Origin of the sequence: Paenibacillus sp. DP01 (assembly GCF_044784315.1) — a bacterium.
GTDB classification, from domain to species: Bacteria; Bacillota; Bacilli; order Paenibacillales; family Paenibacillaceae; genus Paenibacillus; species Paenibacillus polymyxa.
This window is the reverse complement of record NZ_CP173059.1, coordinates 2,620,966-2,633,703: the sequence shown is the minus strand read 5'-3', so window position 1 is coordinate 2,633,703 and position 12,738 is coordinate 2,620,966. Positions and strand designations below refer to the sequence as shown.

12 protein-coding genes are annotated in these 12,738 nt (G+C 44.9%); 5 read left to right on the top strand and 7 right to left on the bottom strand.

Annotated features, from left to right (window positions below; genetic code table 11):
* The first annotated feature begins 122 nt into the window (after window positions 1-122).
* Together ACH59B_RS11685 and ACH59B_RS11680 are read left to right on the top strand one after the other, a co-directional pair.
* Window positions 123-1,016 (top strand): rhodanese-related sulfurtransferase, encoded by an 894-nt coding sequence (locus tag ACH59B_RS11685; protein ID WP_017428505.1) that lies wholly within the window; start codon window positions 123-125, stop codon window positions 1,014-1,016.
* A 207-nt stretch (window positions 1,017-1,223) separates the two neighbouring features.
* Window positions 1,224-2,150: an AEC family transporter gene (locus tag ACH59B_RS11680; RefSeq protein ID WP_045245201.1), complete on the top strand. Its 927-nt coding sequence runs from the start codon at window positions 1,224-1,226 to the stop codon at window positions 2,148-2,150.
* 16 nt (window positions 2,151-2,166) lie between these two features.
* Here the strand turns inward: ACH59B_RS11680 and ACH59B_RS11675 are convergent, their stop codons facing one another.
* From ACH59B_RS11675 to ACH59B_RS11665, 3 genes are all read right to left on the bottom strand, one after another.
* Window positions 2,167-2,946 (bottom strand): ABC transporter ATP-binding protein, encoded by a 780-nt coding sequence (locus ACH59B_RS11675; RefSeq protein ID WP_045245202.1) that lies wholly within the window; start codon window positions 2,944-2,946, stop codon window positions 2,167-2,169.
* Between the two features lie 252 nt (window positions 2,947-3,198).
* A complete protein-coding gene (locus ACH59B_RS11670) occupies window positions 3,199-4,224 on the bottom strand; it encodes a cupin domain-containing protein (RefSeq protein ID WP_045245203.1) in 1,026 nt (341 codons plus the stop codon).
* A gap of 193 nt (window positions 4,225-4,417) precedes the next feature.
* Window positions 4,418-5,299 carry a YheC/YheD family protein gene (locus ACH59B_RS11665; protein ID WP_016818959.1) on the bottom strand — a complete coding sequence of 294 codons (882 nt, stop codon included), beginning with the start codon at window positions 5,297-5,299 and terminating at the stop codon, window positions 4,418-4,420.
* A 209-nt stretch (window positions 5,300-5,508) separates the two neighbouring features.
* On the opposite strand from ACH59B_RS11665, the gene ACH59B_RS11660 reads away from it, so the two are divergent.
* Both ACH59B_RS11660 and ACH59B_RS11655 read left to right on the top strand, forming a co-directional pair.
* Window positions 5,509-6,345, top strand: coding sequence for a DUF6492 family protein (locus tag ACH59B_RS11660; protein ID WP_016818958.1), 837 nt, complete (start codon window positions 5,509-5,511; stop codon window positions 6,343-6,345).
* A gap of 69 nt (window positions 6,346-6,414) precedes the next feature.
* Entirely contained in the window at window positions 6,415-7,773 is a 1,359-nt protein-coding gene (locus ACH59B_RS11655) for a sugar phosphate nucleotidyltransferase (RefSeq protein WP_016818957.1), read from the top strand.
* Window positions 7,774-7,885: 112 nt separating this feature from the next.
* Here the strand turns inward: ACH59B_RS11655 and ACH59B_RS11650 are convergent, their stop codons facing one another.
* Window positions 7,886-8,611 carry a succinylglutamate desuccinylase/aspartoacylase family protein gene (locus ACH59B_RS11650; RefSeq protein ID WP_016818956.1) on the bottom strand — a complete coding sequence of 242 codons (726 nt, stop codon included), beginning with the start codon at window positions 8,609-8,611 and terminating at the stop codon, window positions 7,886-7,888.
* A gap of 5 nt (window positions 8,612-8,616) precedes the next feature.
* A complete protein-coding gene (locus ACH59B_RS11645; protein ID WP_016818955.1) occupies window positions 8,617-9,651 on the bottom strand; it encodes a glycosyltransferase in 1,035 nt (344 codons plus the stop codon).
* A 353-nt stretch (window positions 9,652-10,004) separates the two neighbouring features.
* On the opposite strand from ACH59B_RS11645, the gene ACH59B_RS11640 reads away from it, so the two are divergent.
* Window positions 10,005-10,478, top strand: a complete 474-nt coding sequence (locus ACH59B_RS11640; protein WP_016818954.1) for a C40 family peptidase — start codon at window positions 10,005-10,007, stop codon at window positions 10,476-10,478.
* A gap of 82 nt (window positions 10,479-10,560) precedes the next feature.
* Here the strand turns inward: ACH59B_RS11640 and ACH59B_RS11635 are convergent, their stop codons facing one another.
* Together ACH59B_RS11635 and ACH59B_RS11630 are read right to left on the bottom strand one after the other, a co-directional pair.
* On the bottom strand, window positions 10,561-11,937 hold the full coding sequence (locus ACH59B_RS11635; RefSeq protein ID WP_016818953.1) for a cell wall metabolism sensor histidine kinase WalK: 1,377 nt from the start codon (window positions 11,935-11,937) through the stop codon (window positions 10,561-10,563).
* On the bottom strand, window positions 11,934-12,647 hold the full coding sequence (locus ACH59B_RS11630) for a response regulator transcription factor (protein ID WP_016818952.1): 714 nt from the start codon (window positions 12,645-12,647) through the stop codon (window positions 11,934-11,936). Before ACH59B_RS11630 ends, ACH59B_RS11635 begins: the two co-directional genes overlap by 4 nt.
* Window positions 12,648-12,738: the final 91 nt, after the last annotated feature.

Sequence of the window (12,738 nt, the reverse complement as noted above, 5' to 3'; positions counted from 1 at the left end):
TTGTCGCTCGTCATCTTTTTCATTTCCACTTTTTATACATTTATGTTGACTAACTTAAAGAATGTGGTACATTTAAACTTGCTTGTTAAAAAACTTTGACTTGAATCAGAGGGTGATTTTACATGTGTGAACATGCTTATCGAATTTTGTTGTTTTACAAATATGTCAATATTGAAGATCCTGCCACCTTTACGGCAGAGCATCTGGCTTACTGCAAAGAGCTGGGCGTCAAGGGAAGAATCTTGATTGCTGAGGAAGGAATCAACGGAACACTGTCCGGTACAGTAGAGCAAACGGAGCAGTATATCCGTGATTTGCGCGCCAATCCGAAATTCCACGATATCGTTATTAAAATAGATGAGTCTGACGGTCATGCGTTCAAGAAAATATTTGTACGTCATCGCCAGGAACTGGTTACGCTACGTCATGAGGACGAGCTGGACCCTAATGTAATTAGCGGCAAGCGTCTGTCACCAAAGGAGTTTTATGAACAGCTTCAAGATGAAGATGTCGTGGTTCTGGACGGTCGTAACGACTACGAATATGACATCGGTCATTTCCGCGGAGCCATTCGCCCCGAAGTTGAATCGTTCCGTGAATTTCCACAATGGATTCGCGATAATATGACTCAATTTAAGGATAAAAAAATCCTGACATACTGTACTGGAGGTATTCGTTGCGAAAAGCTGTCCGGTCTGCTGATTAAAGAAGGCTTTGACGATGTAGGCCAGTTGGATGGCGGCATTGTGACTTACAGCAAGGACCCTGAAGTACAAGGGCGTTTGTTTGACGGTAAATGCTATGTGTTTGACGAACGGATTTCGGTTCGGATCAACCATACGGATGAAGACGTTATTGTCGGTCAATGCTATCACTGTGAAACGCCAAACGATCATTATATTAACTGCCCGGTCTGCAATCTCCAACATATCGTGTGCCCAGACTGCGAAGAACAGCATCAACACTATTGCTCTGACGAATGCCGAACCAAAGCAAAAACTATGGCTTCTGCTTAAACCATTAGAATACTCGGTTTCACATAAAAGGGATGTTCCTACTAGCCGTTCAACATGGCTGTGGACATCCCTTTTGTTGTTCTCAGAATAAGTGCGTTAACCTTCATAGTATATACCTATAACCTTAATTGTTTATCCATCTTGGACGGACTCAAAAGTAGCACCTTATAATGGAAAATGTCATTACAGAAAGGATGGGTGGAATTCATGATTCAAATCGTACTTTCAACTCTTTTATCCGTTATCGTTCCGCTGTCCATTCCGGTGATTGCCGGATTTTTACTCGGCAAATTCATGAAGCTGGAAACAAAACCGCTCTCGACTTTGTACTTATATTTTTTAAGTCCTGCCATGATTCTGGACACACTGCTCAAAGCGCAGCTTTCCTGGCATGATGTGACACAGACAGCCGCTTTTTCATTACTCAACCTGCTGCTATTGTGGGGAATTGCACAATTAGCAGGAAAAATCTTTGGGCTGAGCGCCCCGGAAACGGCTGGGCTCACCTTAATCTCCACACTGACCAATAGTGCAAATTATGGGTTGCCGCTCATTTTACTTGCCTTTGGGCAGCTTGGTCTTGATAAAGCCTCTGTATATGTCGTCATCCAAATGATTATGGTCAATACTATTGGCGTTTATTTTGCAGCCCGCTCTGAATTTTCTGTTCAAAGTGCCGTGAAGTCGGTATTTTCTCTCCCTGCAATTTATGCGGCTCTTCTCGCACTGGGACTTCGAGCACTGGATTGGCATCTGCCCTCCGGCATTCAATCGAGCGTCTCAATGATTGCAGCTGCTTATTCTCCGGTTGTGCTGGCGATTCTGGGTACCCAAATGGCTTATGTGAAAATACTCAAGCTGGAGCCATCTATTAAAAAAGCCAGCTACGCAGGACTAACAATCCGACTTCTGCTTTCCCCGCTCGCGGCTTGTCTTGCCATGCTGATACTGGGAATTTCAGGTCTTTTGTTCTCCGTTCTCTTCATTCTGGCCTCCATGCCAGTGGCTGTGAATGCAGTCATTTTAGCCGAAAAATTTAATGCATCGCCAAAACTGGTCTCCACCTGCATCCTGTGGAGCACGCTTGCCTCATTCCTGGTTCTGCCCATTCTGATTATGCTGGTAGCAGGTTAGACGGACAAAAGGCTCTCTACACCATAGAGAGCCATGCACGATCCTGTCTCCAGTCTACTTGCACAGACGTTTCAAAAAAAGTACTAAGCGTTTCACTGCTCAGGATATCAGTCGTTTTACCTTTGGCAAACACCGTACCCCGGCGAATCAGAATCGTATGTGTGTACATCGGTAAAATTTCTTCAATATGGTGTGTAACATACAATAAATTGGGAGAACCCGGCGTCTCGGACAGCTGACGAACGCTATCCAATAATGCTTCTCTAGAGAAAAAATCCAACCCGTTGCACGCCTCGTCCAAAATCAACAGCTTGGGCGAGGCCATTAACGCGCGAGCAATAAGCACTTTTTGCTTTTCTCCCTGTGAGCATCCCTGATACAACCGATCGACGAGATGAGCACAGCCCAGTTGGCTCATAAGCTGAACGGCCTGTTCATAATCTATATCCGTCGTCTGGTCATACAGTCCAATGGAGGCAAATTTACCGCTGATGACGACATCCTGTGTACGCTGGCTTCCATTAATCCTTTCCTGTAAAGAGGAACTGACCCAACCAATAGATTTGCGCAATTCCCTCAGATCTACATCCCCAAAAGTATGACCCAATACACTGACACTACCTGTGGTTGGCCATATGTAGCCATTAATCATATTGAGCATCGTTGTTTTGCCTGATCCATTCAAGCCGAGTACAGCCCAATGCTCTCCCTCAGATACCTGCCAATTGATTTGATCCAGTATGGTACGGTTATCTCTCTTCCAGCTTACATTGTTAAGCTCAATGACAGAATTCATGGCTGTACATCCCTTCTATACATCGTATCATCAGATGTTTATAGGCGTAATAATATATCACGTTTGCTACGTTAATCTTCACTTTCGTATAAGAATAGCACAGGGTTGCAGGTTGTTCAATTTTAAATTCACTATATTGCTTTCTACAAAACTAATAGTAATAGAATCAAGTTCAATAGCCCGCTTAGGCTAACTTGGAATAAGGTAGTCTAAGCGGGCATTTTAGTTGTTTTAAGATTTAAGATTTAAGATTTAAGATTTCGGAGTGATGAAGACCGATTTATGAGGTAGTTTATGCGCTATTTCTCGAGGAAGGCTCAGATTCGTTGCCAATACATCAACAGGGTTGCCAGCCATCCACTCACTCAAATCAATGGCCTCGTAATGACCACTGTTAAAACCAATCAAAATACGGCATACGTCCGATCCGGTATTTTTAATATAATGCCCGGCTCCCATAGGTACATACCCTACATCTCCGGCCTCAAACTGCTCTGTCACTGCATTCCCTTCTGCCAGAAATACAGTCATTTCTGCTTTGCCGTCCAAATAGTACTGCCATTCATCCGCATTGGGATGCCAGTGCATTTCTCGCAATCCGCCCGGCTCCAGTCCAATTACAGATCCGGCCATCGTCGAAGAAATAGGAAAATCTTCTACTGTAACGGTCCGCTGAGTCCCTCCACCCGGTGCCAATCTGGGCTGTTTGGCCATTAAAGGATAGCGGTGTTTAGTAATCAGATCAGAAGAAATGCGCGGATATGCATCATGAGATGCGGTAGATGGGATAGGCCCTTTTGCAAAATAAGCTTCCTTCTTTGGCAAAAGAGCGAGCTCGTCGGCTGCAAATCCGAGATTCTGCATGACAACATCTGCGGGAGTCTGAGCGATAAAATCAGTAATGCTGAACGTATGGTCCTCCGAAAAATCACCATTATCGAAAATCAGGATAAAATGACACTCTCCAGGACCAAGACCTTGAATGGAGTGACCATAACCACGCGGGAAATACCATACATCACCGGGGTTAAAAATATCGACATAGGAAGTACCGTCTGGATGGATAACAGTTGTCCGACAGGAACCGCTAATCACATAGGCCCATTCAGCTGCATTGGCATGCCAGTGAAGCTCGCGCATTCCACCCGGCTCCAGACGCATCGAAACCCCTGCTATTCCTTCTGATACAGGGAAATCATGGACTGAAGCCCCACGTGTGATACCCCCTGGCCCGGTTCTGGGTTCCTTTTTCTCCAAAGCATACTTAAATGATTTCATCGCGATTCCTCCTTAAAATCATTCTTCCCATATGTCTTTATTCACTTATTGATGCTGTGCAGGTCTATTATATACTTTTAATGTTAAAAAGATCAAATTTGTCCATTTTTTTCATCAAACTATGTCCGAATCGCCCCCTCGCGGTTAGGATTAGGGTAAATAGGCAAGAGAAAAAGGATGAATCATAAACAATTCATCCTTTTTTTGATTTAGTTTCTTTAATTGATTTAGTTTCTTTATTTGTATGATCAGCTTTATTTGCATGTTTATCTTTATTCTTGTCGTTATTCTTCTTATCCTTGCTTGGGACTATAACTTTCTTTTTTTCATTAGCCAGTCGCCAATAGCTTAATACTTTTCGGTACATAGACTTATCTGTCAATTGGTTAAAAATGTATGGGTCTGGCTTCGTGTTCACCTCAATGATCCACGGGATAAAGCGATGATCCAATCCAATGTCCACACCAATTTGCCGGAAATTCGGATATGTTTTTTGTAGTTGTGTGGCAATGGTAATCCCCAGTTCATTGAGCTTCTTAACCAGCTCAGCCTGCTTACTTTGCGATAAATGGGATTTCAGTAGCTGTTCCAAGGCCATCGGCTTACCACCACTATGATAATTGGTCACGATTTTACGGGGATGGCCCAAGCGTCCAATAATTCCGGTAGATTCCCATGTCCCTTTTGCATTACGCTGCACCATGACCCGGATATCAAAATAACGATTTTGATGGCGCAGTAAATGAATTCCCTTTTGAATGAGATAACTTTTTTTACCCATGTGTTTCGATAGGCTGGTAATCAGTGCATCCAACTGTTTGAATTCCAGACGTTTTTCCTCATATTGGTAGGCGAAGCGCTGACCTGCCTCCTGTTCGACTTTCATCACACCTTTGCCAAAGGTACCTCGATCAGGCTTTACATAGACCATCCCATACTTCTCCAACATTGATTTCACAGTTATTTTGCTGTATTTACGGGTTTCAGGTACAAAAGGCTTGATACTGCCATGCTGGAGCAACAATTGGGTTTTATGCCATTTGCTACGCAACGCCTGCGCTTGTGAAGAATTCACTTGCCCCTCTCCTCTCTACTCTCAGGGTAGAACGCTCCTGTTAAAAAAGATCAATCTATCGTATGCGCCAAAACCCCATTCGAAGCTCCATTCGCCCTCTTCTACACAGAATTAGACAGTTGGCCTTGCCCGGTCGAAAGCGCCTGTCCAGGCATACAATAATATGAGATACCGGTAGCGTATATTTACACGTATAGGGAGTGAATAACATGTCTGCGCAATCCGATGGGCTACAGAAGGGTTCCCTCTCAATCGATGTTCTAATCCCCGCAATTGAAAAAGATCTGGCTACACTACCACTAGTAATTGACAGTCTGCGCCGTCACGTGCAGCACCGAATTGCAACCATCTATATCGTTTCACCGCAAAGCACCAAACTTCGCCGTCTATGTGCAAACAAAAAGTGTACATTTATAGACGAAAAAACGGTGTTGCCCATCACTAAAAAGCATATTCATTACGGAACAACGCGCTGGGATCGCTCAGGCTGGCTGTATCAGCAATTGCTCAAAATGAATGGCGACAAAATCAGTAAATCGTCTTTTTTTCTCGTCATAGATGCGGACACCATTTTGATTCGTCCACATACGTTCCGTAAAGACGGAAAAACAATTTTTTACTATCGCAGCTGGAGTCAACCTGAGTATTTTCGAACTTACCGTAAGCTGATGGGTGCTAAAGCTCCCTCACCAAAGTCCTTTGTCACTCACTATATGCTTTTTGAAAAAACACGGCTCACCCAGCTCAAGCAAGTTATTGAGGCCAAGCATGGGAAACCTTGGTACAACGCCATTATTCAAAGTATAGACCGGACAAAACAGTTTGGATTTTCCGAATATGAAACGTATGCCAACTATCTATACAGCAATCAGCCCTCTCGGATGATTTTGCGCAAGTCATTAAATAAAGCGCTTCATAGTCGTGCTTCTTCGCTGTCACAAAAACAATTGGATATCTATGCCCAAAGCTACCGCTCCTTATCTTTTCATCAACGCAAAGTGTACCAGCTAGCTCCACAAACAAGGATTCAATCTTCATTGAAATAGTTCCTAAAATAGAAAATCCCGCAATTGTTGATGCAATCTAATGGATTTGCATTGAAGGAGGAAACGTCTGTGCGCATCGTATTGTTATGCGGTGGTGCCGGAAAACGGCTGTGGCCATTATCCAATGATATTCGGTCAAAGCTGTTTCTCCGGTTGTTGCCCGCTCCTGACGGGCAGCAGGAATCTATGCTCGGCCGGGTGTATCGTCAGCTTACCTTAGCCGGACTAGATTCCTCTGCCCTGCTTCTGGCTCATCGGAGTCAGGTAAATCTAGCCTTTCGCCATACAGAAGGTCGTCTGCCTGTTCTTGGCGAGCCGGCTAAACGGGGAACCTTCACAGCTGCTGCACTCGCTGCTGCTTATTTTCACACAAGAGGCATGGGGCTGGATGAAGTTCTCTGTATTGCTCCAGCAGATATGTTTGCAGGCGACGACTTCTTCCACAGCATAGCAGCGCTCTCCGGTCTATTGCTCGAGAGCGGAGCCGATCTAGCTATGCTTGGGACAAGGCCTACCCATGCCTCAGACCAATATGGCTATGTCGTTCCGGGTCTGCAAATGAGGCAGGAAGGGAAATCGGCTTATGCACAAGTTGCTCGCTTCACTGAAAAGCCGGATCTCTCTGGGGCGCAGCAGCTTATTAACCAAGGCGCACTGTGGAACTGCGGTATTTATGCTTTTACGTTACGATATATGCTGTCCTGTATGGAGCAAAGTCAATTGCCGCTGAACGATAAAGAACTGTGCGCAATGTATGATACCCTCCCGGTTCGCAGTTTCGATGAGGAGATTGCGGAGCGTACTGAACGGGCCGTTGTCCTGCCTTACGAGGGCGAATGGCACGACATCGGCAACTGGCAGACCTTAACAGAGCAGCTAGGAAGCCGAGTGATCGGGCGTGGACAAATCAGTGGTCAAACTCACGGCACACACATCGTCAATGAGCTGCCCTATCCACTTCATGTCATTGGTGTGGAGGATATTATTGCTGCTGCAAGCCTTGACGGTATTCTCATTGCATCCAAAAGCCATGCCCACGCGATCAAGGAACAGCTAGGCAAACTCCAACTTCACCCCATGCATGGTGAAACCTCTTGGGGCAGTTACCGGGTGCTGGACGAATTTGAGCACCGAAGTCCAAATGACATATTAGCTATACGACTAACGGTGTTGCCGGATCATCGCTTGAATGGACGTATTCACGGCAGCGGACTTAAAGTATGGACGATCGTATCCGGTCGGGGAGAGGTTATGCTGAACGGAGAACGCTTTGCTGCGGCAAGCGGCTCTGTATTTAGCATTCCGGTCGATACGTATCACACGATCCGCGCCGATCTGGATTCAAAACTGGAACTAATCGAGGTTCGCCTAGGTAACAGTTTGGTGAGCGCCTTCTATAAATCCGATTCCTGCAACACGGAGTTATAACATCTAAACAGATCGATTTCTGCACGAAGATCACACATCAAAAAAATCGCTCTTGAGCAAGGTGAGTAACATCCTTTGCTCATGAAGCGATTTTTTTTTGTAATATTACATCTCATAAGGAAACCGTTCTAACCTTGCCAGATAAATAAACCTTGTTGGCCTTAATCATCCCGGCCTCTCTTAAAAAGTGCTGCACGATCTTCATCTGATAGTGTATGCGTTCTTTCTGGGGCAGGCTCCACCCTGTTTCCACGGTTACCGCACGTGCCCCTAAAATACGGGCTGCAGCGGTACGAGAGGAACCTGGGAGCTCATGCAACCGCATGTTGAAATGGCGGTCTTTCACCTTGATCGAGCGATTCATTCGCTTAATAATCCGGCGCGTCGTGGGAATTATCGGGTTGCCCTTATTGGAGATCAGCGTTTGGCCAAGCACCTTGGCATCCTTTTGTGATAATCCATTCGCCTCATGCAAGTCAAGATACCAATCAGGGTGATGCTTTTGTAATAATTTGAATAGAGCAGTGGAAAGCGGTTGTGTTGCCGCCTGCTTTTTCCGGCGCGGAAAGGTTCGATTCAGATCCGGTTTTCCTCTAATCTGCTTGCGGTAAGCCTTTTGATTCACAATTGGCACAATAATAAGCTTACCATGGCTGAATCTCAGCTTTTGCTCATTCAAAAGCTTTACCAGTTTCTCAGCCGCACGTATACTTGCTATTTCATTACCATGTATGCCTGCAACCACCATCGCACACGGACCTTGTTGTCCCTCTATGGCTACATAATAAGGTGTCGCCCAAGAAGAGCCCTTTCCAAGCATATATCGTTTGACCTGCATCCCCTTCACCTCCGTATAGGCTTTCGGTGTCCTCTCTTCTGTTCTCGCCGACGAATGATTTCACGGTATAGTCTCAAGTAGTTGCTAGTCATCTGTTTGTTGGTAAATCTTTGGCTAACATACAATCGAAGCTGCGCGGGTGACGGGTAATTCTTTTGCTGTGCCTTTCGTGCCATTTGTCCAACTGATTTGCAAATCAACTGCGGAAAGCCTAATAGCACCTCGGGAACAGAGCCATTTTTTAATGCCAGCACCGGTGTTCCACAAGCCATAGCCTCTACCATTACAAGTCCGAACGGTTCTTCCCACAGTGATGGAAACAACAGACACTCTGCATGTTTCAGAAGCTTCTGTTTCCGATCACCCCCAACTGGTCCCACATAGCGTATATTCGGATTGCGCTGAATTCGTGTCTGAATCTCTCGGCGAAAAAATACAGGGGCTTTGATGGGACCCGCAATAAGCAGTCTTTTTCCTGTTCGCTCTGCAACCTGAATGGCCTGCAATACACCTTTATCCGGTATAATTCTGCCCATGAACAGCAAGTAGCTGCGCTTCTCACTGCTGAACTCGTATTCATGCGTGTTGATGCCGTTATAGATATAAAATCCTTTGCCCCCGCCCATCAGCTGACGTGCTCGTTTACTGACATATACCGGGTTTTTACCGTGTCTTCTCACTGGAAGATGAACGGTACACAATGATGAGCAGGGCAGCTTCCTACGCGCTACAGCAGAACGAAAGGTATGGTCATGAATGATATGTGTGCCGGAAGGCATATGCCGAAGTACATATTGGGGGATCTGACTATGTTTCAAACCCTTGGGATAAGTAATCAACCGCGCGCTGCTCCTGCTCCCACGGGCGGCAAAAAGAGATACATGATGCCCTCGTCTCACTAATTCCTCTGTTAATTCATGCACGACCTTTTCCGTTCCGCCCTTGATGGAGGGAACAGGCTGTGCATCGGGATAGTTGGATATGACCTGCACAATGTTTAAAGGTCGGTTTTTGAATGCTTTGCTCTGCTTTGAAGCCATACGAATTCCCCTTCCTGACCGGAAATACGGTGTGATCTTTACGATGTCAACGGGAATCTGAGCATACTCCCGTGCAGGTTATAAATTGTAGTATATAGGTATGTATGTTTTGCATGATTGCTTGTGCCAATCGTCTGCAAGTCGCTTTTTGTCATACGAGCCTAGTCATAAGGGGGAGTTATTTAATTTGTCAAGCTAAAGTTAAGGAGAAAATTCTCATCGTTTTCTAATAAAGCAGTGCAAAACGTTGGGGTAACAGGATTGTAACCATGAGTGGTAAATTCCGGATATTTTATTTGTGTTATTGTCATTTCAGGACATCAACACAATACGAATAACGGAGGAAATTATATATGAAACGTACTTCTAAAAAATTGTGGATGGGTATTTGCTTTACGATGACTTTGGCACTGAGCGCTGGAAGCTTCGTTGTTGGACCAGACACCACTCATGCCGCTTCGACAAGTAAAGCTGATCGGATTATCTCAAAAGGCTCCCAGTATATGGGCGTCCGTTATGAACATGGAGCTCCAGCTGGCAGTACAAGCTCTTTTGATTGCTCTTCGTTCACTCAGTATGTTTTTGCACAAAATGGAATCAAGCTTCCACGTTCGTCCAAACAGCAGTCAACTGTGGGCACTTATGTACCGCGTAGTCAGCTTAAAAAAGGCGATTTAGTCTTTTTCTATGCGCCAATTCATCATGTAGCCATTTACATGGGAGACGGGAAAATTCTGCATACGTTTGGTAAAGGCGGCGTAACGGTTACCAATCTAAATTCGGGATGGTGGAGCTCCCATTACACAACAGCACGTCGTGTCCTTTAGGATCATTCTGGATGATCTCCCATCCACCGAATGCATAACTTACAAATAACATTAAAAAGGCTGTTCCTTTGAGTAGAGATGTCTACTGGAGGGACAGCCTTTCCTGTTGTTTTTGAGGCAGCGTAACGATGACATCCGTCCCTTCGCCTTCTGCGCTTTCCATGCGTATCGTACCCTGGTGAGCATCTGTTATTGCCTTGGCAATCGGTAACCCAAGCCCGGTTCCTCCGGTTTTACGATGTCTGGAGCTGTCTACCCGATAAAATCGTTCAAAGACACGCTTGATCTCACTCTCAGGAATGCCAATTCCGTAATCCTTAACGCGGAGGTGGACATCTTTTTCATCTGTAGATAACCATATTTCGATTTCTTCCGAGCTATACTTTAACGCATTATCCAGCAAGATGACTAGTAACTGCTTGATTTTTGCAAGATTAGCATCCAGCCAAATTTCCTTCTCTTCTGTAAAAATAGAAATTTGGCGCTCATGTACAGGCTTGAGATGTGCTACCACCTGTTGACAACAACCGACTAGCTCTACCCGCTCATACGGTTCGGAATCTTGCTGCTGTGAGGAGGCCAATGTCAGCAATTGCTGCGTCATCGTACGCATTCGCTGAGTTTCTTCATAGATCGATTCAATCGATTCCTTACGTATGTCCTCGTCACGCGTACCCCACCGCCGCAGCATGTTGGCATAGCCCTCAATAATCATCAATGTCGTATTCAGTTCATGTGAGGCGTCGGAAACAAACTGCTGCTGGCTCTGAAAGCTTTCTTCCAATCTCTCCATCATTCGATTAAAAGTAGCGGTCATTTGGGATAATTCATCTTGATTAGGACTGCCAGCAGGAATTTTTTTGAATTTCAAGCTTCTTTCGATTTCCTGCATCGTTTGAATACTACTGGCAATGGGCAGCAATATCGCATTTGCCAAAATCGTGCTGCCCACCAGACTGAGCAACATAGCTCCAACAGTCGATGTGATAAGAATTGTATTTAAGATATCGAGATTGTTTTCGAGGGCATCCCATTTTTCTACGATCTCCAGTGTCCCCTTTTGATTACCTTCTGGTGAAAGCACTGGAAGATGGATAATCAGGATTTTATGATCCTGTAGATCCGTTAGTTGAGAGCTTTGAGAAAGGTTAAAATGTATATCGTTCAGCTTAAAGCGGGACTGACGGCTTACTTCATACAAAAGACGAGATTGCTGATCAAATACCCTCAGAATGGTGTCCGCAGAAAGTTCATCTTTCAACTTGGACCCCCAAGCATTTTTCAGAATCATCGTAGCTCCTGTTTCGGCAATGATTTCGGTCCATTTATTTTGTAGCACTTCTCTTTCATTACGAGTAGCAATTTTGACAAATAATAGATGAACCGTGACGTCCACAAACAGGAGAATCGTCATCACTAAAATAGAACTAAGCAGGGTAATTTTGGTCCGCAGCTTCAATGCTCTTCCTCCCGGATACAGTACCCAACACCGCGAACGGTTTTAATCAGTTTCTTTTTGTATCCATGATCAATTTTTTTGCGAACATACCGGATATATACATCTACCACATTCGTATCACCGACAAAATCAAACCCCCACACATCCTGAATCATTTGATCCCGATGCAATACCTGATTTTTGTGCTCCATCAGATAGAGAAGCAGATCAAATTCTTTGGGCGTAAGTTCGATACGTTTTCCTTCCCTTACCACGGACCGCGTCTTGGGTTCCAACACCAGGCTATCGACTTGAAGTTTGGACTGCTGCTTTTCCTCTTTTTGCGAAGTAGTAGCTGCCGGCTCCAACTGATTTCTCATACTGGCCCGCATCCGCGCTAATAATTCCTCAATTTCAAAGGGCTTTGTAATGTAATCATTAGCTCCTTCATCCAGACCTGAAACTTTTTCAGGAGTCGTGTTACGTGCAGTGACCATAATTACCGGGGTATGATTGTCCACTTTTCGAATCTGCTTCAGAACCTCGACACCGTTCATCTCGGGCAGCATCACATCCAGTATGATAATATCCCATGTAAGGGATAGTGCTTTTTCCAATCCTTCTTTTCCCGTCTGTGCAATTTCAACCGCATATCCTTCGTGGGATAACTCCAGTTGAAGCAATCTGGATATCTTCACTTCATCATCAATGACCAGCACCGACTTTTCCATTGCAAAACCACCTATTTTTTATAGAGAAAACTAATAAGCAATGCACATACCATTCATTTTTTATTTGATTTTAAGCTTTTATCCGTATAGT

Coding starts and splice junctions, on each gene's coding strand:
- ACH59B_RS11685 (WP_017428505.1), top strand. CDS start 123: ATGTGTGAACATGCTTATCGAATTTTGTTGTTTTACAAATATGTCAAT.
- ACH59B_RS11680 (WP_045245201.1), top strand. CDS start 1,224: ATGATTCAAATCGTACTTTCAACTCTTTTATCCGTTATCGTTCCGCTG.
- ACH59B_RS11675 (WP_045245202.1), bottom strand. CDS start 2,946: ATGAATTCTGTCATTGAGCTTAACAATGTAAGCTGGAAGAGAGATAAC.
- ACH59B_RS11670 (WP_045245203.1), bottom strand. CDS start 4,224: ATGAAATCATTTAAGTATGCTTTGGAGAAAAAGGAACCCAGAACCGGG.
- ACH59B_RS11660 (WP_016818958.1), top strand. CDS start 5,509: ATGTCTGCGCAATCCGATGGGCTACAGAAGGGTTCCCTCTCAATCGAT.
- ACH59B_RS11650 (WP_016818956.1), bottom strand. CDS start 8,611: ATGCAGGTCAAACGATATATGCTTGGAAAGGGCTCTTCTTGGGCGACA.
- ACH59B_RS11645 (WP_016818955.1), bottom strand. CDS start 9,651: ATGGCTTCAAAGCAGAGCAAAGCATTCAAAAACCGACCTTTAAACATT.
- ACH59B_RS11640 (WP_016818954.1), top strand. CDS start 10,005: ATGAAACGTACTTCTAAAAAATTGTGGATGGGTATTTGCTTTACGATG.
- ACH59B_RS11630 (WP_016818952.1), bottom strand. CDS start 12,647: ATGGAAAAGTCGGTGCTGGTCATTGATGATGAAGTGAAGATATCCAGA.